The organism is Streptomyces sp. WMMC500, from assembly GCF_027497195.1.
Taxonomy (GTDB): Bacteria; Actinomycetota; Actinomycetes; order Streptomycetales; family Streptomycetaceae; genus Streptomyces.
In genome coordinates this window covers 7775810-7800917 of the sequence record NZ_CP114905.1, presented here as the reverse complement: position 1 = coordinate 7800917, position 25108 = coordinate 7775810, and the positions used below count along the sequence as shown (strand labels likewise).

The 25108-nt window shown below is 74.2% G+C and carries 26 protein-coding genes; 6 read left to right on the top strand and 20 right to left on the bottom strand.

The features are described from left to right. Window positions 1–548 precede the first annotated feature (548 nt). A complete protein-coding gene (locus O7599_RS33660) occupies window positions 549–917 on the top strand; it encodes a hypothetical protein (protein WP_281619384.1) in 369 nt (122 codons plus the stop codon). Beyond that, window positions 910–1371 carry a hypothetical protein gene (locus O7599_RS33655; RefSeq protein WP_281619383.1) on the top strand — a complete coding sequence of 154 codons (462 nt, stop codon included), beginning with the start codon at window positions 910–912 and terminating at the stop codon, window positions 1369–1371. The genes O7599_RS33660 and O7599_RS33655 overlap by 8 nt, the downstream gene beginning before the upstream one ends. Here O7599_RS33655 and O7599_RS33650 read toward each other — a convergent pair. Then, window positions 1304–1828, bottom strand: coding sequence for a GNAT family N-acetyltransferase (locus O7599_RS33650; protein WP_281619382.1), 525 nt, complete (start codon window positions 1826–1828; stop codon window positions 1304–1306). The two genes, O7599_RS33655 and O7599_RS33650, sit on opposite strands and share 68 nt — an antisense overlap. 263 nt (window positions 1829–2091) lie before the next feature. Then, a complete protein-coding gene (locus tag O7599_RS33645) occupies window positions 2092–3261 on the bottom strand; it encodes a glycerophosphodiester phosphodiesterase (protein ID WP_281619381.1) in 1170 nt (389 codons plus the stop codon). Between the two features lie 217 nt (window positions 3262–3478). On the opposite strand from O7599_RS33645, the gene O7599_RS33640 reads away from it, so the two are divergent. Further along, the gene (locus tag O7599_RS33640; RefSeq protein ID WP_101425485.1) at window positions 3479–4150 is read left to right on the top strand and encodes a lysophospholipid acyltransferase family protein; all 672 of its coding nucleotides are present in this window, start codon (window positions 3479–3481) and stop codon (window positions 4148–4150) included. Between the two features lie 40 nt (window positions 4151–4190). Here the strand turns inward: O7599_RS33640 and O7599_RS33635 are convergent, their stop codons facing one another. The 11 genes from O7599_RS33635 to O7599_RS33585 form a co-directional block, all read right to left on the bottom strand. Continuing rightward, a complete protein-coding gene (locus O7599_RS33635; RefSeq protein ID WP_281619380.1) occupies window positions 4191–5513 on the bottom strand; it encodes a HAMP domain-containing sensor histidine kinase in 1323 nt (440 codons plus the stop codon). Beyond that, a complete protein-coding gene (locus O7599_RS33630) occupies window positions 5510–6181 on the bottom strand; it encodes a response regulator transcription factor (RefSeq protein WP_281619379.1) in 672 nt (223 codons plus the stop codon). The genes O7599_RS33635 and O7599_RS33630 overlap by 4 nt, the downstream gene beginning before the upstream one ends. Window positions 6182–6190: 9 nt before the next feature. Beyond that, window positions 6191–6985: a trypsin-like peptidase domain-containing protein gene (locus tag O7599_RS33625; protein WP_281619378.1), complete on the bottom strand. Its 795-nt coding sequence runs from the start codon at window positions 6983–6985 to the stop codon at window positions 6191–6193. A 140-nt stretch (window positions 6986–7125) separates the two neighbouring features. Then, window positions 7126–8076, bottom strand: a complete 951-nt coding sequence (locus O7599_RS33620; RefSeq protein ID WP_281619377.1) for a VWA domain-containing protein — start codon at window positions 8074–8076, stop codon at window positions 7126–7128. 508 nt (window positions 8077–8584) lie between these two features. Then, on the bottom strand, window positions 8585–9544 hold the full coding sequence (locus O7599_RS33615; protein ID WP_281619376.1) for a DUF58 domain-containing protein: 960 nt from the start codon (window positions 9542–9544) through the stop codon (window positions 8585–8587). Beyond that, a complete protein-coding gene (locus O7599_RS33610) occupies window positions 9541–10608 on the bottom strand; it encodes an AAA family ATPase (RefSeq protein ID WP_281619375.1) in 1068 nt (355 codons plus the stop codon). The genes O7599_RS33615 and O7599_RS33610 overlap by 4 nt, the downstream gene beginning before the upstream one ends. Next, window positions 10605–10841 (bottom strand): hypothetical protein, encoded by a 237-nt coding sequence (locus tag O7599_RS33605; RefSeq protein ID WP_281619374.1) that lies wholly within the window; start codon window positions 10839–10841, stop codon window positions 10605–10607. The genes O7599_RS33610 and O7599_RS33605 overlap by 4 nt, the downstream gene beginning before the upstream one ends. Before the next feature lie 105 nt (window positions 10842–10946). Next, window positions 10947–11918 carry an aldo/keto reductase gene (locus tag O7599_RS33600; RefSeq protein ID WP_281619373.1) on the bottom strand — a complete coding sequence of 324 codons (972 nt, stop codon included), beginning with the start codon at window positions 11916–11918 and terminating at the stop codon, window positions 10947–10949. 135 nt (window positions 11919–12053) lie between these two features. Continuing rightward, window positions 12054–13514, bottom strand: coding sequence for an argininosuccinate lyase (gene argH, locus O7599_RS33595; protein WP_281619372.1), 1461 nt, complete (start codon window positions 13512–13514; stop codon window positions 12054–12056). Next, a complete protein-coding gene (locus tag O7599_RS33590; protein ID WP_281619371.1) occupies window positions 13511–14707 on the bottom strand; it encodes an argininosuccinate synthase in 1197 nt (398 codons plus the stop codon). The genes argH and O7599_RS33590 overlap by 4 nt, the downstream gene beginning before the upstream one ends. Before the next feature lie 145 nt (window positions 14708–14852). Further along, the gene (locus O7599_RS33585; protein ID WP_281619370.1) at window positions 14853–16460 is read right to left on the bottom strand and encodes a DASS family sodium-coupled anion symporter; all 1608 of its coding nucleotides are present in this window, start codon (window positions 16458–16460) and stop codon (window positions 14853–14855) included. 83 nt (window positions 16461–16543) lie between these two features. On the opposite strand from O7599_RS33585, the gene O7599_RS33580 reads away from it, so the two are divergent. The 3 genes from O7599_RS33580 (at window position 16544) to O7599_RS33570 (ending at window position 18844) form a co-directional block, all read left to right on the top strand. Further along, window positions 16544–17599, top strand: coding sequence for a tartrate dehydrogenase (locus O7599_RS33580; RefSeq protein ID WP_281619369.1), 1056 nt, complete (start codon window positions 16544–16546; stop codon window positions 17597–17599). A gap of 86 nt (window positions 17600–17685) precedes the next feature. Then, window positions 17686–18270: a pyridoxamine 5'-phosphate oxidase family protein gene (locus tag O7599_RS33575; RefSeq protein WP_281619368.1), complete on the top strand. Its 585-nt coding sequence runs from the start codon at window positions 17686–17688 to the stop codon at window positions 18268–18270. A 19-nt stretch (window positions 18271–18289) separates the two neighbouring features. Then, window positions 18290–18844: a GNAT family protein gene (locus O7599_RS33570; RefSeq protein ID WP_281619367.1), complete on the top strand. Its 555-nt coding sequence runs from the start codon at window positions 18290–18292 to the stop codon at window positions 18842–18844. Between the two features lie 88 nt (window positions 18845–18932). On the opposite strand, the gene O7599_RS33565 is transcribed toward O7599_RS33570, so the two are convergent. The 7 genes from O7599_RS33565 to argC form a co-directional block, all read right to left on the bottom strand. Next, on the bottom strand, window positions 18933–19493 hold the full coding sequence (locus O7599_RS33565) for a TetR family transcriptional regulator (RefSeq protein WP_281619366.1): 561 nt from the start codon (window positions 19491–19493) through the stop codon (window positions 18933–18935). Further along, window positions 19483–19806 carry an SMR family transporter gene (locus tag O7599_RS33560; RefSeq protein ID WP_281619365.1) on the bottom strand — a complete coding sequence of 108 codons (324 nt, stop codon included), beginning with the start codon at window positions 19804–19806 and terminating at the stop codon, window positions 19483–19485. Before O7599_RS33560 ends, O7599_RS33565 begins: the two co-directional genes overlap by 11 nt. Window positions 19807–20065: 259 nt before the next feature. Further along, window positions 20066–20590: an arginine repressor gene (locus tag O7599_RS33555; RefSeq protein WP_281619364.1), complete on the bottom strand. Its 525-nt coding sequence runs from the start codon at window positions 20588–20590 to the stop codon at window positions 20066–20068. Window positions 20591–20613: 23 nt separating this feature from the next. Beyond that, window positions 20614–21846 (bottom strand): acetylornithine transaminase, encoded by a 1233-nt coding sequence (locus O7599_RS33550; protein WP_281619363.1) that lies wholly within the window; start codon window positions 21844–21846, stop codon window positions 20614–20616. Further along, window positions 21843–22820 carry an acetylglutamate kinase gene (gene argB / locus O7599_RS33545; protein WP_281619362.1) on the bottom strand — a complete coding sequence of 326 codons (978 nt, stop codon included), beginning with the start codon at window positions 22818–22820 and terminating at the stop codon, window positions 21843–21845. The genes O7599_RS33550 and argB overlap by 4 nt, the downstream gene beginning before the upstream one ends. Further along, window positions 22817–23983 (bottom strand): bifunctional glutamate N-acetyltransferase/amino-acid acetyltransferase ArgJ, encoded by a 1167-nt coding sequence (gene argJ, locus O7599_RS33540; RefSeq protein ID WP_281619361.1) that lies wholly within the window; start codon window positions 23981–23983, stop codon window positions 22817–22819. Before argJ ends, argB begins: the two co-directional genes overlap by 4 nt. Next, window positions 23980–25008, bottom strand: a complete 1029-nt coding sequence (gene argC, locus O7599_RS33535; RefSeq protein WP_281623629.1) for an N-acetyl-gamma-glutamyl-phosphate reductase — start codon at window positions 25006–25008, stop codon at window positions 23980–23982. Before argC ends, argJ begins: the two co-directional genes overlap by 4 nt. Between the last annotated feature and the right edge of the window lie 100 nt (window positions 25009–25108).

The window sequence follows — 25108 nt, the reverse complement described above, 5'->3', positions numbered from 1 at the left end:
TCGGGTGCCCGCCGCGGGCGCGGACGGGCACGGCGCGCCCACGGCGGGGCGCGCTGCTGGGGGTGGGTGCAGGCGTGGATGCTCCGGGCGGCGGCGCGGCGCGGCCCGGGGCCCGCGGGCCCGGCTCCCGGCACGGCCGTGCGGGGCACGGCGGCGGAGCGGCCCGCGGTCTCGCTTCGGGGCGCGAGTCTCGTGGCGGGGGCCCTCAGGGGTGCATTCGACACATACAACGAGCACCGGGCGTCATGCTGCTCGCCTCGGTCGCACGGGTGCGGCTGCTCGTCGTGGTCATGCGGGCCAGTAAAACAGATCGCCGGCGCGGGCCGGGACCGCCGTCCGCATTCCGGACAGCGCAGGACGGACCGCCGCCATCGCCCCCGTATACGGCTGTGACCTGCATGGATACGGTTCCGGGCGGAGAATCCGGCGGGCCGGTGCGGGGTGGGCGCTGTGGTCAACGCCACGGCCGCGGGGGCGTGGGCCCGGAGCGTACGGACGGTGCCGGGACCCGGATCGGGGGGCGGGCGACGACGCAGTAAGGTCGAGTCATGTTCCTCCCCTTGACGATCGCCGTCGCGGTGGCGGCGCTCGCCCTCGCGGCCTGGTGCGGGTACGCCGCCGTCAAGGATGAGCCCACGAAGGACTGGCACTTCATCGGCATGGCCGTGGTGACCTTCCTCGCACTGGTTCAGGTGGTCGTCGGCCTGGTACAGCTCGGCCGCGGCGAGGACCCGGACGAGGGCACGGCGGTGTTCGTCGCCTACCTCCTCGCGGCGGGGTTCGCGGTGCCCGCGACCGGCCTGCTGTCGCTGTCGGAGCGCAGCCGCTGGGGCTCGGCGACGGTGGCCGTCGGGGGTTTCGTCCTGGCCGTGCTGCAGGTGCGGCTGCACGACATCTGGGCGGGCGGCGGTGGCTGAGCGACAGCCGGCGGCCGGGGAGCCGCGCGAGCAGGGGCGCACCGGGCTGTCCAGCGGGCCCGGGCGGCTGATCCTCGCGCTGTACGGCGTCTTCGCGGTCGGCGCGACCTCGCGGGCCGTCTACCAGCTCAGCACGCAGTTCGACGAGGCTCCGCTCGCGTACGTGCTCTCCGCGCTGGCCGCCGTCGTCTACGTCTTCATCACCGCCGCCCTCGCCCGCGGCGGTGAGACGGCACGCCGGCTCGCACTGTGGTGCATCACCGCCGAACTGATCGGCGTACTGACGATCGGCACGTGGACGGAGGTGCAGCCGTCCGAGTTCCCGGACCAGACCGTGTGGTCCGACTACGGCCGCGGCTACCTCTTCCTGCCCGTGATCCTGCCGGTCATCGGGCTGTGGTGGCTGAGGAGACAGCCGCCTGAGCGGCGCCCCGCGGAGCCTTCTCCAAAGTGACCAGGCTCAGCCGCGCGCTGACCTTCTCCGTGCCCACCGGCTCGTAGCCCAGCCGCCGGTACAGCCGCAGGTTCGCCTCGCTGCGGTGCCCGGTGAAGAGCTGGAAGCGCTTGACGGGGTTCCCACCCTCGGCGAGCAGGACCTCCATGGCGAGCAGCAGCCGGGCGCCGAGGCCGTGGCCCTGCATCCTGGGGTGCACGATCAGCCGGCCGATGACGGCGGTGCCGTTGACCTCGACCGTGCCGCGGACGGCGCCGACGACCTCGTCACCGAGGCGGGCGACGACGGCGGCGCCCCGGTCGAACTCCGCCCGCAGCTCGTCGAGGGTCTCGGTGAGCGGCGGTATGCGGTAGTCGCCGTACAGCGCGGCCTCGGCCTGGTAGCAGAGGTACTGGAGTTTCAGGACTTGCTCGGCGTCGTCGTTCGTCGCCGGCGTGATCGTCACACTCTTGCCCATGCCGCGCCCGCCTCCTCAAGTGCACCCGGTAGACAGACCGCAAGAACTTGCGGCCTACCGCGTGTTTCCCCGCACTTCACCCGGCCCAACCTCTGCCGGGAGCATTCTGCGCGGAGCGGTCGTGCCGTGGCTACGTACCGGGCCGAGGCTTCCCTGTGATATTGCCAACTCGCCTGAGATGTCCGGGTACGTGGGCCGGGTGCGGGACCGGCCGGGGGCGACGGGCGGACGGGCCGCCGGCCGCCCCCGGCGGCCCGTGACGGTCAGTCCCGCGCGAGGAAGTCGTCGCGGGCGAGCAGCCCGGTGTCGGGGTTGTCGGTGAAGATGCCGTCGATGCCGGTCTCGAAGTAGACCTGGAAGGCGCCGAAGGCGTCGCCGTACTGCGCCGGGTCCGTGCCGGTGCGGAAGTCCGCGGGCAGGAAGCTGTTCTCGTTGCGCATCGTGTACGGGTGCAGCACCAGCCCGGCGTCGTGCGCGTCGCGGACGAGGGTCGTGGGCTCCAGCAGCTTGCCGGTGGCGTCCTTCGGGATGATCAGGTCGAGCGTCGGCCCGATGCCCTTGGCGAAGCCCGCGATCCACGCCAGCCCCTCGGGCCTGACCAGGTCGGCGACGGTGCGCGGGTCGCCCGCCTCGACGAAGTCCCACGGCCGCGAGGACGCCGCGCCGAGCAGCACGACGACCGGGGAGTCGACGAGCCCGGCGAGCCGCTCGACGCTGGTGGGCTCGAACGACTGCAGGAAGACGGGCGAGTTGCGCTCGTCCCGGCCGTAGCGGCGCAGCAGCCGCGCCAGCGGCTTCTCCAACTCCAGGCCGATGGAGCGGAAGTAGCTCGGGTGTTTCGTCTCCACGTGGAGGTAGACCGCCCGGCCGGTACCGCGCCGCTGCCGCTCCGCCCACTGCAGCACCTCTTCGAAGGTGGGCACCTCCCAGCGGCCGTCGTAGAGGGTGTTGCGCCGCCGTACGTCCGGGATGCGCTCCGTGGCGCGCAGCGTCTTCAGCTCGGCGAGGGTGAAGTCCTCGGTGAACCAGCCGGTGATCTTCGCGCCGTCGACCGTCTTGGTGGTCCTGCGGCCGGCGAACTCGGGGTGGTCCGCGACGTCGGTGGTGCCGCCGATCTCGTTCTCGTGGCGGCAGACGAGGTGGCCGTCCCTGGTCGGCACGAGGTCCTGCTCGATGACGTCGGCGCCCATGTCGAGGGCGAACTGGTACGCGCCGAGGGTGTGCTCCGGCCGGTAGCCGCTGGCCCCGCGGTGCGCGATCACCGCCGGGTTCGGCAGCCGCCCGCCCCGCCCCGGCCCGCCGTGGCCGCCGGACCCGCCCTCGGCCCGCGCCGTACCGGGCAGGCCCGCCGCGGCCACCGCGCCGCCCAGCGCCGCCGCGCCGAGCACCGCCCGTCTGCCGGGCTGCCGCCGCTCCGTACCGCCGTCGCTCATGTCAGCTACCTCTCCGCCGTACCCGCGCCCCACCGGCGCCTCGACAAAAGACGGCCCGATGCTAGGGCGCACCGGCGGGGACGCGGGAGACCTGCGGCGGGCGTGCTCGTGAAATCAACGGCAACACTGCGTCTCGGCCGGTTGAATCCGGGGTGGGAAGGGCGCGGACAGGCGGGTATCGTCGCAGGCGTCACCGTCCCGACCGGAGGATCCTTCCTTGTTCCGCATTCTGATCAAGGCGTTTCTCGGCTTGCTCATGCGTGTCCTGTACCGCCCCCGGGTGGAGGGCCACGAGCACATCCCCGGCACGGGCCCGGTCGTCCTCGCCGGCAACCACCTCACGTTCGTGGACTCGATGTTCCTCGGCCTGGTCGTGAAGCGGCCGGTGTTCTTCATCGGCAAGGACGAGTACGTCACGGGCAAGGGGGTCAAGGGCCGGCTGATGGCCTGGTTCTTCACCTCGGTCGGGATGATCCCGGTGGACCGGGACGGCGGCCGGGGCGGCGTCGCGGCGCTGATGACCGGGCGCCGGATCCTGGAGGAGGGCCGGGTCTTCGCCATCTACCCCGAGGGCACCCGCTCCCCCGACGGCCGGCTGTACCGGGCGCGTACGGGCGTGGCGCGGCTGACGCTGATGACCGGCGCGCCGGTGGTGCCGTTCGCGATGGTGGGCACGGAGAAGATCCAGCCGGGCGGCGCGGGCCGGCCGCGGATCGCCCGGTTCACGGTGCGCTTCGCGGAGCCGCTGGACTTCTCCCGCTACGAGGGCATGGACCGCGACCGGTACGTGCTGCGGGCGGTGGCCGACGAGGTGATGAGCGAGGTCATGCGGCTCTCCGGCCAGGAGTACGTCGACGTGTACGCCACGAAGGTGAAGTCCGCGGCCTAGGACCCGTCCGGCGGTACGAACCGCCGCCGCGCGGCGGCGCCTACTTCTGCAGCACCTCCGCCGCACCCCCGTCTCCCGGCCCCCCGTCTCCGGCCCCGCCGTCACCCGGCCGGTCGTCCCCCGCGCCGCGCATCCCGGCGGGCAGTTCGTCCGGCGGCCCGCCGGCACCGCGCGCCCCGGCCGCCGCGCCGGGGTCGGGCAGCCACAGCACGAACGTGCTGCCCGCGCCCACCCGCGAGAACAGCCGCGGCCGGCCGCCGTGCGACTCCACGATCTGCCGCACGATCGCCAGGCCAAGACCCGCGTGCCGATCGCGGGGCCGGCCCTCCTGTCCGGTGTCGCCGCGCCAGAACCGGTCGAAGACCCGGGCCTGTTCGCCCTCGCCGATGCCGGGCCCCGCGTCCTGCACGGCGATCCACAGCCAGCCCTCCGCACGGCCGGCCGCGACCGTGATGCCGGTGCCGGGGGGCGCGAGGCGTACCGCGTTGGAGAGCAGGTTGCCGACGGCGCGGCGCAGCGCGTACGGGTCGCCGATGAGCACCAGGCCCTCGTCCAGCCGGCGGCGGATCGACAGCCCGCGCTCCGCCGCCAGCGGCGCGAACTCCTCGCACGCCTCGTCCGCCACCGCCGCCAGGTCCACGTCCGCGTCCGCGAACGCGGCGGCCGACCGGCGCGCGGTCGCGAGCAGGTCCTCCACCAGCCTCGTCATCCGCGTCGTGGCCCGGTCGACGACGGCGACGGCCCGCCGGCGCTCCTCCGGCTCCGACTCCTCGACGGTGAGCACCGCGTCGAGGTTGGCCCGGATGATGGCCAGCGGGGTGCGCAGCTCGTGCGAGGCGTCGTCCACGAGCTGCCGCTGCGCGGCGAACGCGCCGTCGAGCCGGTCGAGCATCGAGTCGACCGTGTCGGCGACCATCCGCAGCTCGTCGCGGGGGCCGTCGAGCCGGATGCGGCGGGAGAGGTCGCTGCCGGCCTGGATCTCCTCGGCGGTGCGGGCGATGGCGCGTACGGGGCGCAGTGCCCGGCCGGAGAGCACCCAGCCGGTGCCGAGGCTGGCGACGGCCACGCCGCCGAGGACGGCGAAGGAGAAGGTGCGCAGGTTGCCCAGCGTCTCGTAGTTGACGGCGGCCTCGACGTCCTCGGCCTTGACGACGTCGATGTCCCCGACCCGTACGCCGTCGACGCGCTTCTCGGCCCGCAGCTCCTTGCTGACCGGCTGGGCGTCGCCGCTGCGCTGCACCGCGACGTACGCGCCGCCGAGCACCAGCGCGGTCAGGCAGAACACCAGCACCGAGTAGAGCACGGTGAGCCGGAAGCGGATGGTGTGGACGAACGCCGGGAGCGGCAGCCGGGGCCGCCTCACGGCGTCTCCTCCTTCAGCCGGTAGCCGTGCCGGATGACGGTCTCGATCAGCGGCTCGTCCTGGCCGGTGACCTTGCGGCGCAGCGAACCGACCGTGACGCGCACGGTGTTGGTGAACGGGTCGGCGTTCTCGTCCCAGACGTGCTCCAGCAGCTCCTCGGCGGAGACGACGCGGCCCGGCCGGGTCATCAGGTAGTGCAGCACGCCGAACTCCTTGGGGGTGAGCCGCAGCGCGCGGCTCCCGCGGTACGCCTCGAACCTGGCGGTGTCCAGCCGCAGTTCGCCGACCTCCACGACGGACGTGCCGCCCTCGTCGCGGCGCAGCAGGGCGCGGATGCGCGCCAGCAGCTCCGGCAGCGCGAACGGCTTGACGAGATAGTCGTCGGCGCCCGCGTCGAGGCCGCGCACCCGGTCGGCGAGGCGGTCGCGGGCGGTGAGCATCAGGATCCGCGGGCCGCCGGGGGCCGCGCGTATCTCCCGGCAGACGGCGAGGCCGTCGCCGTCGGGCAGGGTGAGGTCCAGCAGCACGAGGTCGTACTCGTTGACCCCGAGCTTCTCCAGCGCGCCGTCCACGTCGGCGGCGGTGTCGACCGCGTACCCGGAGCGCACCAGACCGACCCTGAGCGCGCCCACCAGGTCCTCTTCGTCCTCGACCACGAGAATCCGCATGGGACGAACCTAATCGCCGTCGATGATCGAGTCCGCCGCCCGGACCGCGTCCTCCACGGGCACGGCGAAGCCGATGCCGATCGAGCCGCCGCCGCCCCGGTCCAGCGAGGCGATGGCGGTGTTGATGCCGACGACCCGGCCCCGGGCGTCGACCAGCGGACCGCCGGAGTTGCCGGGGTTGATGGAGGCGTCGGTCTGCACCGCCCGCTGCTGTGCGCCGCCGCCGAGGGAGACCTCCCGCTCGACGGCGCTGACGATGCCGGAGGTGACGGTGCCGGACAGCCCCAGCGGTGAGCCGATGGCGAGGACCGAGTCGGCGACGGACAGGTCCGCGGAGCGGCCCATGGGCAGCGGGCGCGGGGCGTACGACCCGGCCGGCTCCAGGACCGCCACGTCCCGGCCGGTGTCGCGGCCCAGCACCCGGGCGTCGACGCGGCGCCCGCTGTGCAGCACCAGGGTGGCGTCGGTGGCGCCGCCGACGACGTGGGCGTTGGTGAGGACGCGGCCGCGGTCGTCGAAGACGAAGCCGGAGCCCTGCCGTGCGCCGGCCTGCACGGACACCACGCCGGGCAGCACCCGGGCGGCGACGCTGTCGAGGCCGCCCGGGTTCCGCCCGGCGGCGGCCGGCGGGGGGACGCCGGCCGCCGCCTCCTCGCCGCCCGCGGGGCCGCGTAGCTCGCCGGCGGCGAACCCGGCCGCGCCGCCGGCGAGGACTGCGGCGACGACGGCGACGGCCAGGGCTCGGTTCGCCGCGCGGCGCGGCGCCGGGGGCGGGGTCGGGGTGAGGGTGGGGGACGGGGGCACGGGAGCGGTGTGCGCCGCGGACGGTGGCGGGGGCCCGGCCGCGGGCCGCGGGGCCGCGGGGCCGGTGCGAGCGGCGGCGGTGAACGCGGGGCCGCGGGGTTCGCCTAGGCCGGTACGGGCGTGGGTCACGGTCGTTCTCCTCACGGTAGGCGCGAGAACCACAGCAGGGACGTGGCCGCGGCCAGCAGCGCCGCGACCAGCGCGGCGGCGACGAACCACTGCCAGATCTCGCGCTCCTCTGTGCGGTAGCCGACGGAGCTGCCGATGTCCTCGTACACGGCCTCCAGCTCCTCGCCGGAGGCGGCCTCGTGGAACGCGCCGCCGGTCGCGGTGGCCAGCTCCTCCAGCGCGGGCCCGTCGACCGGCACGGGCACGCTCTGCCCGCTGGCCAGGTCGATGGTGCCGTTCTCGGTGCCGTACGCGATGGTGGACACCGGGATCCCGGCCGCGGCCGCCTCCTCGGCGGCGGCGGGCGTGCCGCGGCCCGTGGTGTTCTGCCCGTCGGAGAGCAGCACGACGTGCGCGGGCGGCGGCTCGCGTTCGGCCTGTTCGTCGAGGGTGCGGATGGCCTCGGCGGAGGAGAACACCGCCTCGCCGATCGCGGTGCCCTGCCGGGTGTCGAGCCGGTCGAGCGCGCGGCGCATGGCCTCGCGGTCGGTGGTCGGCGGCAGGGCGAGGGTGGAGGTGCCGCTGAAGGTGACGAGCCCGACGTTGAACCGCTCGGGCAGTTCGGCCACGAACGCCTGGGCGGCGTCCTGCGCGGCGGTGAACCTCGACGGCTGCACGTCGGTGGCGCGCATCGAGGCGGACACGTCCAGCGCGACCATGATCGTCGCCCGCTCGCGCGGCACCTCCGTCTCGGCGGTGGGCCGGGCGAAGCCGACGATGAGCAGCCCGGCCATGGCGCAGAACGCGGTGGCCGGCACGTGCCGGCGCCAGTGGGGGCGGTGGGGCATGACCTTGTCGAGCAGGTCGACGTTGGTGAACCGCACCGCGTAGCGGCTGCGCCGGGCCTGCGTGACGACGTAGGCGACGACGAGGGCGGCGAGCGGCACGAGCAGCACGAGCCACCCGGGCGAGGCGAGGCTCATACGCCACCTCCGGGGCGACGGCCGCCGCGGCGGACGCGCGGACGGCTGCGGGGCGGACAGGTGCGGGGCGGCCGGGTGCGGTCGGCGGGGCAACCGCCGGACCCGGGGCCGCAGCCGAGCAGGTACGGACCGGGCCCGGGGGCGTCCGGGCGCGGGTCCGGCGCCGGGACCCGGCGTGCGGGTACGGCGGGTCCGGTGTCCGCGCACCGGCGGCCGTCGGGGCGGCGGCCGTCCTCACGCTGCGGCGGGCGCCGCGGGTACGGGGCCCGGCCCGCCCGCGACGCGGGCCGCGGCACCGGAGCCGCGACGGCCCCGGGCCCGCCCGGATGCGGTCCGGCGGGCACGGTTGCCGTGCGATCTCCCGAACCGGGTCGCCGTCCGCACGCAGCCGCGCCCGCGGCCCGCAGGGCCGGGCCCGGCAAGACCGACGAGGCCGGCGACGCCGACAGGAGCGACGGAACCGCCGCGCCCACCGCGGAACCGGAACACGCGCGAGCCGGACCGGAGGTCATGCCGCACCGCCCGTCCCGCGGCGTCGCGCCGCCGCGTACCTTGCGATCTCCCGCACCCAGTCGCGGTCCGTACGCAGCCGCAGCCGCGCGGCCCCCGCGGTCCGCAGCGACCGGTCGATCGCCGCGCGCTGCTCCGCCGCGGCGGCGGCGTACCGCTCCCGCAGGCGCCTGGAGTGCGTGGGGATCTCCCGGCGCCGTCCCGACTCCGGGTCCACGACGGTCAGCAGCCCCACCGCGGGCAGCTCCAGCTCGCGGGGGTCGACGACCTCGACGGCCAGGACCTGGTGCCGCCGGGCCAGGGCCCGCAGCGGCTGCTCCCAGCCCGGTTCGAGGAAGTCGGAGACGACCGCGACCAGCCCGCGGCGGCGCTCCGCGCGCTGCAGCGCGGCCACCGCCCCGGCCAGGGTGTGGGTCTGCGGCCCTGCGGGCACGCGGGGCCGTTCGAGCGCGGTGCGCAGCACCCGCATCAGGTGCCGCCGGCCGCTGCGGGCGGGGATGTGCTGGATGCCGTCGGGGCGGACGAGCCGGGCGCCGAGGCGGTTGCCGGCGCGCTCGGTGAGGAACGCGACGGCCGCGGCGGCGCCGACGGCCAGGTCGCGCTTCTCCATCCGGCCGGTGCCGAAGTCCATGCTGGCGCTGGCGTCCAGGACGATCCAGGTGGTCAGTTCGCGGTCCGCGAGCGTCATCCGCACGTGCGGCACGGTCGTGCGCGCGGTGGCGTTCCAGTCCATGCGGCGTACGTCGTCGACGCCCGGGGCGTACGGGCGGCTCTCGTCGGGGTCGGCGCCCGGGCCGGGCACGAGGGCGGTGTGCTCGCCCTGGAGGAGGCCGTCGGGGCGGCGGGTGAAGAGGAGCCGCAGGTGCCGGAGCGCCTGTTCGGGGGTGAGTTCGCCCAGCGACGGCGACCCGGGCACCTTCGGGGACGCCGCGCCTGCTGCCGTGCCCGCCGCGCTCACGCCGCCCTCCCGGCCTTCCCGGATCCGGCGAGGTCCGCGGCGGCGTCCTCGGCCTGGTGCGGGGTGACCCGCGGCTGCGGTACGGCGGCCAGCACCTCGTCGACGACGGACTCGGGGGTGACGCCGTCGGCGAGCGCGTCGAAGGACAGCACCAGGCGGTGCGCGATGACCTCGTGCGCGAGCGCCGCGATGTCGGCGGGGAGCACGTACTCGCGCCCGCGCAGCAGCGCGAGCGCCCGCGCCGCGGCCACCAGACCGAGCGTGGCCCGCGGCCCCGCGCCGTAGGCGAGCCGGCCGCCGCCGGAGGCGTCGCCGCGGGCGGCGAGTTCGCGGGTGGCGAGGACGAGGCGGACCGCGTACTGCGCGAGGGCGTGGTGGACGAACACCTCGTCGGCGCGCCGCTGGAGGGCCGCGAGGGTGTGCGGCCCGAGCACCCGCCGGGCGGCGGGCGGGTCGACGCTCATCCGGTAGAGGATCGCCAGCTCCTCGTCCTCGGTGGGCGCGGAGACGTCGACCTTGAGCAGGAAGCGGTCGCGCTGGGCCTCGGGCAACTCGTACACGCCCTCGGACTCGATGGGGTTCTGGGTGGCGAGGACGAGGAACGGCTCGGGCATGGGGATGGTCCGGCCGCCGATGCTGACCTGCCGCTCGGCCATGACTTCGAGCAGGGCGGACTGGACCTTGGCGGGGGCGCGGTTGATCTCGTCGGCGAGGACGAAGTTGGCGGCGACCGGCCCGGGTTCGACGCTGAACGTCTCGCTGGAGGGCCGGTAGATGCGGGTGCCGGTGATGTCCGACGGCACCAGGTCGGGGGTGAACTGGATGCGGTGGAACGTGCCGCCCGACACGGTGGCCAGGGTGGCCGCCGCGAGCGTCTTGGCGACGCCGGGCACGCCCTGGAGCAGGCAGTGCCCGCGGGCGAGCACGGCGGTCAGCAGCCGTTCGACCATCCGGTCCTGGCCGACGATCACCCGCTTGACCTCGAAGAGCGCCTGCTCCAGGAGCGCAGTCCCGGGGCCCGGCGCGGCGGCGGGCCCCGGGCCTGCGGGGGTGGTGGTGGTCACAGGTCGCCCGCGTTCTCGGCCGCGCCCGAGGGCGCCTGTGAACCGCCCTTGTCCGGGCAGTCCTTCTTGCTGCCGCCCGGGGCGCCGGTCTGCTCGCGGTCCTCGTTGACCACGAGCCGCACCTCGGGCTTCTCGTCTGCGCTGTCGAGCGCGGCGGACGCGCCGGTGGCCAGGCCGGCCACGGCGAACACGGCGGCACCGGCGACCGAGAGCCTGCGTATACGACGGGACATCGGGGTCTCCTCCGTCAGACGACTGCGTTACCGCATGTCATCACCGGGAGGCGAAAATCCCCTTAAAGCCGCCGCGAGCAGGGGCCGTCGTGCGGGCCCGCGCCCCTACGCCCAGGGGGTGGCGGCGCGGCGGCGCCAGTAGTCCCCGGCGGGCTCGGCGAGGGCGGTGAGCCGGTCGCACTGCGCGGGGTCGAGGTCGACGGCCGCGGCGCCGAGGTTGGAGTGGAGTTGCGCGGCGGTGGCGGCGCCGGAGAGCACGACGCCGGCCCACGGCCTGCGCAGCACGGCCGCGAGCGCGACGGCGTCGGGCTCCGCGCCGGTCTCGGCGGCGACGGCGCGCAGCTCCGCGGGCGCGTCGGCGCCGGCCAGCCGCCCGTTCGCCAGCGCCTCCTTGACGATCACGGTGAGCCCCGCGTCGTGCGCCTCGGCCAGTGCTTCGCCGACCGCGGGCTCCAGCACGTTGTACGTGCTCTGCACGGTGTGGAACAGCCGCTCGCCGTCGACCGTGACGTCCAGCGCGGCGCGTACGGCCGCGGCCTGCTCCGGCCCGCTGGTGGAGAAGCCGACCGTCACGCCGCCCCCGGCGAGCGCGGCGAGGCGCGCGTGCAGGGCGGTGTCGGTGAGCGCCGGGCTGTCGGGGGTGAGGGAGTGGATCTGGTAGAGGTCGAGCCGGTCGCCGAGGAGCTTCGCGGACTCCTCGCGCTGCCGGTCGTAGGCGTCGACGCCGTGGTCCTTGACCTCGTGCACCTCGGCGTCCGCGCGCCAGTCGCCGACGTACGCGTACCCCCACTTGCTGCCGACGACCGCGTCCCCGGCGCCGGGGCGCTGCCGCAGCCAGTCGGCGAGGAACTCCTCGGCGCGGCCGTAGGAGCGGGCGGCGTCGAAGTACCGGACGCCCTGGGCGTAGGCGGCGTCGAGCAGCTCGTGGGTGCGGGCGCGCATGTCCTCGACGCTCCGTCCGTCCGGGAGGTCGGCGGCGCGGCCCGTGGTGAGGTAGGCGGGGCGGCCCACGGCGGCGAGTCCGAAGCCGATGTGGGCGGCGGGCGTCGTCACTGCGGCCAGTCGGTCGAACGCCATCGCGGGCTCCTACGTCCTCGGTGCGGCTGTCAGGCCCGTCCACCGTAGAAGACGGGCGCCGCCCCGGGCAGCCCGACACGGCTTTCCACCGCCCCGCCGCCGGGCCCGCCGGGCGGCACCGGCGGGCCCGCTGTGCTACGCAGCCGGGCCGGCCGGGCGCGTCGCCGCCGCCCACCGCACCTGCGCGGCCACGTCCTCCTTGACCTCCGCGAGCTGCACCGCGACGGCCGCGGGCGCGGTGCCGCCGCGGGCGTCGCGCGCGGCGAGCGCGCCGGGGACGGTGAGCACGGTGCGCACCTCGGGCGTCAGATGCGGGGAGACCTTCGCGAACTGCTCGTCCGTGAGCTGGTCCAGCTCGATCCCCTCGGCCTCGCAGACCCTGACGCACTCCCCCGCGCTCTCGTGCGCGACGCGGAACGGCACGCCCTGCTTGACCAGCCACTCGGCGATGTCGGTGGCCAGCGAGAAGCCGGCCGGGGCCAGCTCCTCCAGCCGCTCCCGGTTGACCGTGAGCGTGGCCATCATGCCGGTGAAGGCGGGCAGCAGGACCTCCAGGGTGTCGACCGAGTCGAAGACCGGCTCCTTGTCCTCCTGCAGATCCCTGTTGTACGCGAGCGGGAGCGCCTTCAGCGTCGCCATCAGCCCCGTGAGGTTGCCGATCAGCCGCCCCGACTTGCCGCGCGCCAGCTCGGCGATGTCCGGGTTCTTCTTCTGCGGCATGATCGAGCTGCCGGTCGAGAAGGAGTCGTGCAGGGTGACGAAGCCGAACTCCTTCGTGGCCCAGAGGATGACCTCCTCCGCGATCCGCGAGACGTCGATGCCGATCATCGCGGTGACGAACGCGAACTCCGCGGCGAAGTCGCGCGCCGCGGTCCCGTCGATGGAGTTGCCCGACGAGCCGCGTTCGAAGCCCAGCTCCGCGGCGACGGCCTCGGGGTCCAGGCCGAGCGAGGAGCCGGCGAGGGCGCCGGACCCGTACGGCGAGACGGCCGTGCGCTCGTCCCACTGGCGCAGCCGCTCGGCGTCCCGGGAGAGCGCCTGGGCGTGCGCGAGCACGTGGTGGGCGAAGAGGACGGGCTGCGCGTGCTGGAGGTGCGTACGGCCGGGCATGGCGACGTCCGGGTGCGCCTCGGCGAGGCCGACGAGGGCCTGCTGGAGCTCGGCGAGGAGGCCGCCGAGGGTGCGGGCGTGGTCCCGCAGGTACATCCGGAAGAGGGTGGCGATCTGGTCGTTGCGGGACCGGCCGGCGCGCAGCTTGCCGCCCAGCTCCGGGCCGAGCCGCTCCAGCAGGCCGCGTTCGAGCGCGGTGTGCACGTCCTCGTCGGCGACGGTGGCGGTGAACGCGCCGCTCGCGACGTCCGCCTCCAGCCGGTCCAGTCCCGCGAGCATCCGGGTCAGCTCGTCCGGCGTCAGCAGCCCCGCCCGGTGCAGCACCCGGGCGTGCGCGCGGGAGCCGGCGATGTCGTACGGGGCGAGCCGCATGTCGAAGTGGACGGACGCGGAGAGCCGCTCCAGCGCCGCCGCGGGGCCGTCGGCGAACCGGCCGCCCCAGAGCTTCCCGCCTCCCGGCGCGCCGCCCGGTGCGTCGCCGCTCACCGGGCCAGGTCCCGGCCGGCCGCGATCTTCGAGGAGAGGCCGAAGATCTCGATGAAGCCCTTGGACATGGACTGGTCGAAGGTGTCGCCCGTGTCGTACGTCGCGAGGTTGAAGTCGTACAGCGACGCGGGCGAGCGCCGGCCGGTGACGACGGCCCTGCCGCCGTGCAGCGTCATCCGGATGTCGCCGGTGACGTGCTCGTTCGCCTCCTGGATGAAGCCGTCCAGGGCCCGCTTGAGCGGCGAGAACCACAGGCCGTCGTAGACCAGCTCGCCCCACCGCTGCTCGACCTGGCGCTTGTAGCGCGCCAGCTCCCGCTCGACGGTGACGTTCTCCAGCTCCTGGTGGGCGGTGATCAGCGCGATGGCGCCGGGCGCCTCGTAGACCTCCCGGGACTTGATGCCCACGAGCCGGTCCTCGACCATGTCGATCCGGCCCACGCCCTGGGCGCCGGCCCGCTCGTTGAGCTGCTGGATCGCCTGCAGCACGGTGACGGGGCGGCCGTCGAGCGCCACGGGCACGCCGCGCTCGAAGGTGATCACGACCTCGTCGGGCTCACGGGCCGCTGCGGGGTTCTGCGTGTACTCGTAGACGTCCTCGATCGGGGCGTTCCAGATGTCCTCCAGGAAGCCGGTCTCGACGGCCCGGCCGAAGACGTTCTGGTCGATGGAGTACGGCGACTTCTTGGTGGTCGCGATGGGCAGGCCCTTCTCCTCGCAGAAGGCGATGGCCTTGTCCCGGGTCATGGCGTAGTCCCGGACGGGGGCGATGCACTTCAGGGAGGGGGCGAGGGAGGAGATGCCGGCCTCGAAGCGGACCTGGTCGTTGCCCTTGCCGGTGCAGCCGTGGGCGACGGTGCCGGCGCCGTGCTTCTGGGCCGCGGCGACGAGGTGCTTGACGATGGTGGGCCGGGAGAGGGCGGAGACCAGCGGGTAGCGGTCCATGTACAGCGCGTTGGCCCTGATCGCCGGGAGGCAGTACTCGTCGGCGAACTCCTCCCTGGCGTCGGCGACCTCGGCCTCCACGGCGCCGCAGGCCAGCGCGCGCTTGCGGATCACGTCGAGGTCCTCGCCGCCCTGGCCGACGTCCACGGCGACGGCGACGACCTCGGCACCCGTCTCCGCGGCGATCCAGCCGATGGCGACGGAGGTGTCCAGGCCGCCCGAGTAGGCGAGTACGACGCGCTCGGTCACGGGAGTCTCCTTAGGATGCATACGCTGACCAGAATAAGTATGCAGCACACCGTATGATTCGTCAAAGCGCCGCGCGCACGGCGCGCCGAAGGGCCGGAGACGCGCGCGTCTCCGGCCCTTCGGGTACGGGCCCGGGGTCGTCCCGCTAACCGATGCCGGTGACCTCGACCATCAGCGGCAGCCCCAGGATGACCAGGATCACGCCGAGGAAGTCGAAGCCCGCGCCGGAGCGGATCATCGTGGTGATCGGCACGACGCCGGAGCCGTAGGCGATGGCGTTCTGCGGCGTCGACACCGGCAGCATGAAGCCGAAGGACGCGGCGAAGGTCGCGGCCAGCGCCGGGACGAACGGATCGACCTCGGCGGCCATCGCGATCGGGATGATGATGGGCACCACCACCGCCGCCGACGCCGTGTTGCTCGTCGTCTCCGAGACGATCACCGCCAGCACCGCCGCGAAGACCGTGATGGTGAAGACGCTGGAGAAGCCGAGCAGGTCGTTGGACTCGTTGCCGATGGTCTCCGCCAGGCCGGTGTCGGCGAGCAGCGAGCCGAAGATGATGCCGGTGCCGAAGAGCAGGATCGTGCCCCAGTCGATGCGGGCCGCGTCGCTCCAGTTGAGCGTCGCCTCACGGCGCGCCCAGTTCGTCGGCAGGATGAACAGCAGCGCGGCGCCGAGCACGGCCACGATGCCCTCGTCGAGCCGGTCGCTGACGGTGGTGTACGCGGAGGCGTCCGTGCCCACGGCGAGCGCGATGATGCCCGGGGTGATCCACAGCGACACGGTGATCCCGAAGGCGATCAGCGTGTTCCACTCCGCCCGCGAGAACTTCCCCAGCGCGGCGCGCTGTTCGCGCACGTACTCCTCGACGCCCTCGATCCGCCGGATCTCCGGCTTGTTGAGCAGCAGCAGGACGACGACGAGGACGACGAACATGCACGCGCACAGCGGCAGCGCGGTGGCCGTCCACTCGGCGAAGGAGATCTTCTCGCCGGTCGCCTCCTCGATCAGGCCGCGGCCGATGAGGTTGGGCGGGCTGCCCACCGGGGTGAGCAGGCCGCCGACGCTGGCGCCGTACGCGAGCATGAGCACCAGCGCCGCGCCGACGCGCAGCCGCGTGGGGTCGAAGTCCTGCTCCACCAGGCCGCGGTCCTGGAGCATCTTGGCAATGACGGTGAGGATGCCCAGCGCGGTGGGCAGCAGCATCGCCACCGTCGCGGTGTTGGAGACGAACGCGGACAACACGCAGGTGATCACGCCGAAGGCGGCGATCAGCCGGAACGTCGAGCGGCCCACCCCCGGCAGGCCCAGGATCCAGAACGCGAACCGGCGGGCGACGCCGTGCTTGAGCATGGCCTGGGCGAGGATGAACGCGCCGATGAAGGTGAAGATCGTGGAGGAGCCGAACGGCGCCAGCGCGTCGTCCGGCGGCACCACGCCGAGGACGACGATCGCGCCGACGCCGATGAGTCCGCCCACCGGGATCGGCACGGGTTCGGTGACCCACAGCACGATGACGCCGAGCAGGATGCCGGCCAACGTCTGCTGGCTGGGCGCCATGTCCAGGGGAAGTGCGAGAAAGATGACGGAGACCAGCGGGGCCAGCCAGAACCCGGTGGTCCGCCGCCCCCGTTCGAACCTCTCTTCCTGCGGCGAGAGCTTCTGCTCGCCAAGGCTACGGTAGGTGGCATGGCCGAGCAGTGCCTGCTCGACATCGGTCTTGGCCCGTGGACCCGTAGTGTCGGACTTCATCGTCCCCTCCGGAAAACGTGCTCTGGCTTACATTCACGGCTGCTCCGTAAGGTGGGGCACAACTCGGCTGAGGGGAAGGGGTCATGACCACACATCGCATCGCCGTCATCCCCGGCGACGGCATCGGTCAGGAAGTCACGCCCGCCGCACTCGAGGTCGTGGACACCGTCGGACGGCGGCACGGGGTGGAGTTCGCGTACACCCACCTCGACTGGTCCTGCGCCCGCTACCTGCGCGAAGGCGCCATGATGCCCGACGACGGCCTGGAGCGGCTGCGCGCGTACGACGCGGTGTTCCTCGGCGCCGTGGGGGCTCCCGAGGTGCCGGACCACGTGTCGCTGTGGGGACTGCTCATCCCGATCCGCCGGGCCTTCGCGCAGTACGTGAACCTCCGGCCCGTCCGGATCTTCGAGGGCACGGAGAGCCCGCTGCGTGGCGTCGGCCCCGGCGACGTCGACCTCGTGGTGGTGCGCGAGAACACCGAGGGCGAGTACAGCGAGGTCGGCGGCCGGCCGCACCGCGGCTTCCCCGAGGAGATGGCCGTGCAGGAGACGGTCTTCACCCGGGCCGGCGTCACCCGCGTCCTCGACTACGCCTTCGACCTCGCCGGCCGCCGCACGGGCCGGCTCACCTCGGCGACCAAGTCCAACGGCATCGTGCACACCATGCCGTTCTGGGACGAGATGGTGCGCGAACGGGCCGGGGAGCACCCCAAGGTGACCTGGGACCAGGAGCACATCGACGCGCTGTGCGCCAAGGTCGTCCTCGACCCCGGGCGCTTCGACGTGATCGTCGCCTCCAACCTCTTCGGCGACATCCTCAGCGACCTCACCGCCGCCGTCGCCGGCTCCATCGGCATCGCGCCGTCGGCGAACCTCAACCCCGAGCGCACCTACCCGTCCATGTTCGAGCCGGTGCACGGCTCCGCGCCGGACATCGCGGGCCGCGGGATCGCCAACCCGGTCGGCGCCATCTGGTCGGCGGCGCTGATGCTCGACCACCTCGGCCACGAGGCGGCGGGCGCGGAGGTCGTCGACGCCATCGCCGCGACCCTCGCCGGCACCGACCTCCGCACCCCGGACCTGGGCGGCTCGGCGACGACGGACGAGTTCACGCGGACGGTGATCGCACGGCTGTGACGGCGGGCCGGGCCGGGAGCGCCGCACGCGGTCTCGCACTGCGAAACTCCGGGCACGGCGGCCGTGCCGCGCCGCACACTCGGCGTATGGGGAAAACGTACGAACGCATCGACGGCCGGCTGCGTGCCTTCATCGAGGCGCAGCACATGTTCTTCACCGCGACCGCGCCGCTGGCGGCGGACGGCACCGTGAACCTCTCGCCGAAGGGGCTGACGGGCTCGTTCGCCGTCCTCGACGACCGCACCGTCGCCTACCTCGACTTCGCCGGCAGCAACGCCGAGACCATCGCCCACCTGCGGGAGAACGGCAGGATCACGCTGATGTGGTGCGCCTTCCAGGGGCCGCCGAACATCGTGCGGGTCCACGGCAGCGGGGAGGCCGTCTTCCGCGACGACCCGCGCTTCCCGGCCCTTCTCGCACACTTCCCCGCCGCCGACCCGTCCCGGCACGGGCTGCGGGCGGTTATCGTCGTGACGGCCGAGCTGATCCGCGACACCTGCGGCTACGCCGTGCCCTTCATGGCGTACGAGGCCGACCGCGACCTGCACGGCCGTCGCTTCGAGCGGGAGGACGACGCCGGGCTGGACGCCTACTTCCGTAAGAAGGAGCACGTCGCCGTCAGCATCGACGGACTGCCCGGCCTTCCGCTGCCGCTGCCACCCACCCCGTGACCGAGGAGAAGACGCACCGATGCTGAGCACACCCCTGGGCGAGGGCGCGGAACTGACCACGCTGGAGCCGTGGCAGGCCGCGGAGCTGGCCGCGTTCACCGACCGGAACCGGGCGCACCTGGAGCCGTGGCTGCCCTGGGCGCACCTCGTCACCGACGAGGCGAGCGCCCGCCGCCTCCTCCAGGCGTACGCCGACAAGCAGGCCCGTGACTCGGGACGGCTGTTCGCCGTCCGGCTCGACGGCGAGCTGGTCGGCGGCATGATCTACCGGCTCTTCGACACCGCGGAGGGCTTCTGCGAGCTGGGCGCCTGGCTGGCGCCGGAGGCGCAGGGCCGCGGGCTGGTCACCGAGGCGTCCCGGCGGATGATCGACTGGGCGGTGGGCGTACGCGGCCTGTCCCGCGTCGAGTGGCTGGTGGACCCGGCGAACAAGGCCAGCATCGCGGTCGCCAGGCGCCTGGGCATGAGCCACGAGGGCACGCTGCGCAGCCGGTTCGAGATGGCCGGCACGCGGCGCGACCTGGAGGTCTGGTCGCTGCTGCGCCACGAGTGGGCCGGGGCGCAGGGCGGCTGACGCCCCCCGCGGCGCACGCACCGCACACGCGCACGCACCGCACACGCGCACGTGCTGCACGCGCGCACGTGCTGCACGCGCCGCCGGCTCAGCGGCGGTGCAGCACGTGGTCGACGACCCGCTGGATCTCGGCGGCGGTCAGCGGCTCCGCCCGCAGCAGCGACTGCAGGCTGAGCCCGTCGAGCGCCGCCGCGAAGGCGGCGACGGCGACGGGGTCGGCGGTGAACCGGCCGGCGATCTCCGCCAGCAGCGCGTGCCAGCGGCCCAGGACGGGGCGCAGCTCGGGGTGGCGGGCGGCGTAGAGGTACAGGTCGAACTCGGCGGCGCAGCGCACGCCGTGCTCGTCCAGGTACGCCGCCAGGTACCGCGCCAGATCGGCGGTGTCGTACGACTCGGGCAGCGCGCCGGCCAGCGCGGTCGCGTAGGCGTCGACGCTGTCGGCCAGCGCCGCGGCCAGCAGGTCGGCGACGGCCGGGAAGTGGTACGTGGCCACCGACTTGGGCACGCCCGCCTCGGCGGCGACGGCCCGGTGCGTCACCGCGGCGACGCCGCCCCGGCCGATGACGCGGACCGTGGCCGCCAGCAGCAGGCGCCGCCGCTCCAGCCCGCGCTGCACACGCCCGTCCACGGCGCCGGACTCAGTGCGCACCGCCCGCCTCCAGCGCGACGACGCCCGCCGCGACGAGCACGAGCCCGCCGATCTGCACTCCGGTCAGCCCGTCGCCGAGGAAGGCCGCGCCGATCAGCGCCACCAGCGCGACGCCGGCGGCGGCCCAGATCCCGTAGGCGATCCCGATGGACATGCCGCGCTTGAGCACGAGGCTCAGCAGCGTGAACGCGGAGAGGTAGCCGATCACCACCACGATCGAGGGGACGATCTTCGAGAAGCCGTCCGACAGCCGCAGGGAGACCGTCGCCGTCACCTCGCTGAGGATCGCGCCGATCAGCAGCACGTAGGTCATCGTCCGCCCCTCCCGCACACAACAAGCTGGACATCTGTCCAGGTTTTCGAGTGTACGGCACGGGCCCGCCGGTGCGGAGGGCGCAGGGGCGTACGGGACGGCGCGGAGGTCACCGCTCGCGCTCGGCGCGTGCGTGACCGCGGCCGGGTCGCGGCTGATGACCGTCGGAATCACCCGCGAACGTGCCCAGCCCCCGCCGGGGCGCCCGCGACGATGTTCGCGGGCGCCCCGGCGGAGAACGTACGGAACGGCGCGGAGGTCAGCGCTCGCGCTCGGCGAGCTTCAGCAGGTGATCCGCGAGGGACTGACCGCCGGCGGGATCGCGGCTGATGACCATCAAGGTGTCGTCACCCGCGATCGTGCCGAGGATCGCGTACAGCTCCGCCGCGTCGATCGCCGAGGCGAGGAACTGCGCGGCCCCCGGCGGCGTGCGCAGCACGACGATGTTCGCGGACGCCTCCGCGGAGATGAGCAGTTCCCCGGCGAGGCGGGCCATGCGCTCCTCCTTCGCCGACTCGCCCAGCGGCACCTGCGGCGTGCGGAAGCCGCCCTCGGAGGGCACGGCGTAGATCAGCTCGCCGCCGGTGTTGCGGATCTTGACCGCGCCCAGCTCGTCGAGGTCGCGGGAGAGCGTCGCCTGCGTCACCGTCAGGCCGTCGTCGGCGAGGAGCTTGGCCAGTTGGCTCTGCGAGCGGACCGGCTGCCGGTTCAGGATGTCGACGATCCTGCGGTGGCGTGCCGTGCGCGTGTGCGGCACGGCGGGACCGTTGTGCTCCTCGGACATCGTCACTCTCCGGCTCGTCGGGGCTAGGCGGCGGGACCCGCCGCGTCGAGCACGGCGGGCAGCGCGGCGAGCAGCGCGTCCGCCTCCGCCTCGCCGAGGATCAGCGGCGGGGCGAGCCGGATCACGTCCGGCGCCACCGCGTTGACCAGGAATCCCGCTGCCTGGGCCGTCTGTTGCACCTGCGGTGCGACGGCCCGGGTGAGCACCATACCGAGCAGCAGCCCCGCGCCTCGCACATGGTCGACCAGCGGGTGCCCGAGTCGGCCGATTCCGTCCCGCAGCCGCTCCCCCACCCGCTTGACCTGCGCCAGCAGCCCCTCGGACGCGATCACGTCCAGCACCGCCAGCGCGGCGGCGCAGGCGACCGGGTTGCCGCCGAAGGTGGAGCCGTGCCTTCCGGGGGTGAACAGACCGGCCGCCGGGCCGAAGGCCAGCGTGGCGCCGATCGGCAGCCCGCCGCCGAGCCCCTTGGCCAGGGTCACGACGTCCGCCTCCACGCCCTGCGCCTGCGCCGCGAACCAGTGGCCCGTACGCCCGATGCCCGTCTGCACCTCGTCCAGGACGAGCAGCGCGCCCGCGGCCCGGGTGATCTCCCGGGCGGCGGCCAGGTAGCCGTCCGGCGGGACGACGACGCCGTTCTCGCCCTGCACCGGCTCGACGATCACGAGCGCGGTCTCCTCGGTGACCGTGGCCCGCAGCGCGTCCGCGTCCCCGTACGGTACGTGGGTGACCTCGCCCGGCAGCGGGCCGAAACCTTCCTGCTTGCCGGGCTGCCCGGTCAGCGCCAGGGCGCCCATGGTGCGGCCGTGGAAGCCGCCCACGGTGCCGACCATGTGCGGACGGCCCGTCAGCCGGCCGATCTTGAACGCGGCCTCCACCGCCTCCGTGCCGGAGTTGGCGAAGAACACCCGGCCCGGCCGGCCGGCGAGGTCGAGCAGCCGCTCGGCGAGGACTACAGGCGGCTCGGCGGCGTACAGGTTGGAGACGTGGCCGAGGGTGGCGATCTGCTTCGAGACGGCCGCGACGACGGCCGGGTGGGCGGTGCCGAGCGAGGTGACGGCGATGCCGCCGACGAAGTCCAGGTACTCGTTGCCCTCGGCGTCCCACAGCTTCGCGCCCTCGCCGCGGACCAGCGACAGGCGGGGGGTGCCGTAGTTGTCCATCAGCGCGCCCCGCCAGCGCTCCGTCAGCTCCGCGTTGCCGCTCGCGCCGCCGCTCGTCTCGCCGCTCGTCTCGCCGCTCGTCTCGCCGCTCATGTCGCAGACCTTTCCGCGTCCGGCACGACCATCGTGCCGATGCCCTCGTCCGTGAAGATCTCCAGCAGGATGGAGTGCGGCACCCGGCCGTCGATGACCCGCGCGGTGTGCACGCCGTGGCGCACCGCGTACAGGCACCCCTCCATCTTCGGGACCATGCCGCTGGCCAGGCCGGGCAGCAGCCGCTCCAGCTCGCCGGCGGTGAGCCGGCTGATGACCTCGTCGCTCTCCGGCCAGTTCTCGTAGAGGCCCTCGACGTCGGTGAGGACCATCAGGGTCTCCGCGCCGAGCGCCGCGGCCAGCGCGGCGGCGGCGGTGTCGGCGTTGACGTTGAACACCTCGCCCGCCGCGTCGGCCTCGTCGGCGGAGCGGGCGACGGAGGAGACGACCGGGATGCGGCCGTCCGCCAGCAGCGCTTCTATGGCGCCGGTGTCGATGCCGGTGACCTCGCCGACGCGGCCGATGTCGACCGGCTCGCCGTCGACCAGCGGGCGGTGCCGGGTGGCGGTGATGGTGTGCGCGTCCTCGCCGGTCAGGCCGACCGCGAACGGGCCGTGCTCGTTGAGCAGCCCGACCAGCTCGCGCTGCACCTGCCCCGCGAGGACCATCCGCACGACGTCCATCGCCTCCGGCGTCGTCACCCGCAGCCCGGCGCGGAACTCGCTGACCAGACCGTGCCGGTCGAGCTGCGCGCTGATCTGCGGGCCGCCGCCGTGGACGACGACGGGCCGCAGCCCGGCGTGCCGCAGGAAGACGACGTCCTGGGCGAAGGCGCGCTTCAGGTCCTCGTCGACCATGGCGTTGCCGCCGAACTTGACCACGACGACCTTGCCGTGGTGCCGGGTCAGCCAGGGCAGCGCCTCGATGAGGATGTGCGCCTTGGGCAGGGCGGTGTGCTTGCGGGTGGGCGCGGTCCTTGCCGCGGGCGTCGCCGGGGTCGCGGAGGACGCGGCGGTCGCGGAGGTCGTCGTCATGAGCTGTAGGCGCTGTTCTCGTGGACGTAGTCCGCGGTCAGGTCGTTGGTCCAGATCACCGCTTCGGCATCGCCCGCCGCGAGGTCCGCCACGATGCGGACCTCGCGGTAGCGCATGTCGACCAGGTCGCGGTCCTCGCCGAACGAGCCGTTCTTGCACACCCACACGCCGTTGATCGCGACGTTCAGCCGGTCCGGCTCGAAGGCGGCGGACGTGGTGCCGATCGCGGCCAGCACCCGGCCCCAGTTGGGGTCCTCGCCGTGGATGGCGCACTTGAGGAGGTTGTTGCGGGCGATGGAGCGGCCGACCTCCACCGCGTCGTCCTCGCTGGCCGCGCCGACGACCTCGACCTTGATCTCCTTGCTGGCGCCCTCGGCGTCCGCGATGAGCTGCCGCCCGAGGTCGTCGCAGACGGCCCGTACGGCTTCGGCGAACTCCGCCCGGTCCGGCCGGACTCCGCTCGCGCCGGAGGCCAGCAGCAGCACCGTGTCGTTGGTGGACATGGCGCCGTCGGAGTCGACGCGGTCGAAGGTGGTACGGGTCGCGGCGCGCAGCGCGGCGTCCAGCTCGGCGGCGGGCACGTCGGCGTCGGTGGTGAGGACGACGAGCATGGTGGCCAGCCCCGGCGCGAGCATGCCGGCGCCCTTGGCCATACCGCCGACGGTCCAGGCGGCGCCGCCCTCCGCCTCGGCGGTGACGACGGCGGTCTTGTGCACCGTGTCCGTGGTCTTGATGGCGATGGCGGCCTTCTCGCCGCCGTGCGCGGACAGTTCGGCGGCGGCCTGCCCGACGCCGGGCAGCAGCTTGTCCATCGGCAGGAGCGTGCCGATCAGCCCGGTGGAGGCCACGGCGACCTCGGCGGCGCTGTGGCCGAGGACGTCGGCGACGCGCTCGGCGGTGGCGTGGGTGTCCTGGAAGCCGCGGGGACCTGTGCAGGCGTTGGCGCCGCCGGAGTTGAGGACGACCGCGGACACCTCGCCGCCCTTGACCACCTGCTCGGACCAGACGACCGGGGCCGCCTTGACGCGGTTGGCGGTGAAGACGCCGGCGGCGGCGCGTCGCGGCCCCTCGTTGACCACGAGGGCCAGGTCCGGGTTGCCGTTCTCCTTGATCCCGGCGGCGATGCCCGCCGCCGTGAACCCTTTGGCTGCCGTGACGCTCAAGGTGCCACTCCTGTCGTAGAGAGCCCCAGCTCCTCAGGGAGGCCGAGGGCGATGTTCATGCTCTGCACCGCGCCGCCCGCGGTGCCCTTGGTGAGGTTGTCGATGGCGCTGATCGCGATGATGCGGTGCGCGCTCTCGTCGTACGCGACCTGCAGCAGCGCGGTGTTGGAACCGGTGACCGCGCCGGTGGCGGGCCACTGTCCCGGCGGCAGCAGCCGGACGAACGGCTCGTCCTGGTACGCCTTCTCGTAGGCGGTGCGCACCGCTTCCGCCGTCGTGCCGGGCCGGGCCCGCGCCGTGCAGGTGGCGAGGATGCCGCGGGGCATCGGGGCGAGGGTCGGGGTGAAGGAGACCGTGACGCGCTCGCCCGCGACCGCGCCGAGGTTCTGGCCGATCTCGGGCGTGTGCCGGTGCCCGCCGCCGACGCCGTACGGGCTCATGGAGCCCATCACCTCGCTGCCCAGCAGGTGCGGCTTGAGCGCCTTGCCGGCGCCGGAGGTGCCGGAGGCGGCGACGACGACGGCCTCCGGCTCGGCGAGCCCGGCGGCGTACGCCGGGAAGAGGCCGAGGCTGACGGCGGTCGGATAGCACCCGGGCACCGCGATGCGCCGGACCCCGCGGAGCGCCGCGCGGTGCCCGGGCAGCTCGGGGAGCCCGTACGGCCACGTGCCGGCGTGCGGCGTGCCGTAGAACCGCTCCCAGTCGGCGGCGTCGGCGAGCCGGTGGTCGGCGCCGCAGTCGACGACGAGCACGTCGTCGCCGAGGGCCGCGGCGACGGCGGCGGACTGCCCGTGCGGCAGCGCGAGGAACACCACGTCGTGCCCGGCGAGCACGGCGGGCGCGGTCTCGGCCAGCTCGCGGCCGGCCAGCGGCGCGAGGTGCGGCTGGATGTCGCCGAGGGGACGGCCGGCGTTGGCGTGGGCCGTCAGCGCCCCGATCTCGACCCCGGGGTGCGCCAGCAGCAGCCGCAGCAGTTCCCCGCCCGCGTACCCGCTCGCCCCGGCCACTGCCACCCGTACGGTCATCCGCTCCTCCTCGCTCACGGCATGACTATACGGAGCCCAGCAGAGCTATGCAAAGAGGATTTCACGCCGCGCACAGGCGGGCGGCGCGGCCGGGACGCCG

Bases quoted from the DNA above. Each gene is read 5' to 3' on its own strand.
- argB (WP_281619362.1), bottom strand. From the start codon at position 22,820: ATGACGACGACCTCCGCGACCGCCGCGTCCTCCGCGACCCCGGCGACG.
- O7599_RS33585 (WP_281619370.1), bottom strand. From the start codon at position 16,460: ATGAAGTCCGACACTACGGGTCCACGGGCCAAGACCGATGTCGAGCAG.
- argC (WP_281623629.1), bottom strand. From the start codon at position 25,008: ATGACCGTACGGGTGGCAGTGGCCGGGGCGAGCGGGTACGCGGGCGGG.
- O7599_RS33600 (WP_281619373.1), bottom strand. From the start codon at position 11,918: ATGGCGTTCGACCGACTGGCCGCAGTGACGACGCCCGCCGCCCACATC.
- O7599_RS33550 (WP_281619363.1), bottom strand. From the start codon at position 21,846: ATGAGCGGCGAGACGAGCGGCGAGACGAGCGGCGAGACGAGCGGCGGC.
- O7599_RS33605 (WP_281619374.1), bottom strand. From the start codon at position 10,841: ATGTCCCGTCGTATACGCAGGCTCTCGGTCGCCGGTGCCGCCGTGTTC.
- O7599_RS33620 (WP_281619377.1), bottom strand. From the start codon at position 8,076: ATGAGCCTCGCCTCGCCCGGGTGGCTCGTGCTGCTCGTGCCGCTCGCC.
- O7599_RS33650 (WP_281619382.1), bottom strand. From the start codon at position 1,828: ATGGGCAAGAGTGTGACGATCACGCCGGCGACGAACGACGACGCCGAG.
- O7599_RS33580 (WP_281619369.1), top strand. From the start codon at position 16,544: ATGACCACACATCGCATCGCCGTCATCCCCGGCGACGGCATCGGTCAG.
- O7599_RS33660 (WP_281619384.1), top strand. From the start codon at position 549: ATGTTCCTCCCCTTGACGATCGCCGTCGCGGTGGCGGCGCTCGCCCTC.
- O7599_RS33555 (WP_281619364.1), bottom strand. From the start codon at position 20,590: ATGTCCGAGGAGCACAACGGTCCCGCCGTGCCGCACACGCGCACGGCA.
- O7599_RS33560 (WP_281619365.1), bottom strand. From the start codon at position 19,806: ATGACCTACGTGCTGCTGATCGGCGCGATCCTCAGCGAGGTGACGGCG.
- O7599_RS33575 (WP_281619368.1), top strand. From the start codon at position 17,686: ATGGGGAAAACGTACGAACGCATCGACGGCCGGCTGCGTGCCTTCATC.
- O7599_RS33570 (WP_281619367.1), top strand. From the start codon at position 18,290: ATGCTGAGCACACCCCTGGGCGAGGGCGCGGAACTGACCACGCTGGAG.
- O7599_RS33630 (WP_281619379.1), bottom strand. From the start codon at position 6,181: ATGCGGATTCTCGTGGTCGAGGACGAAGAGGACCTGGTGGGCGCGCTC.
- O7599_RS33645 (WP_281619381.1), bottom strand. From the start codon at position 3,261: ATGAGCGACGGCGGTACGGAGCGGCGGCAGCCCGGCAGACGGGCGGTG.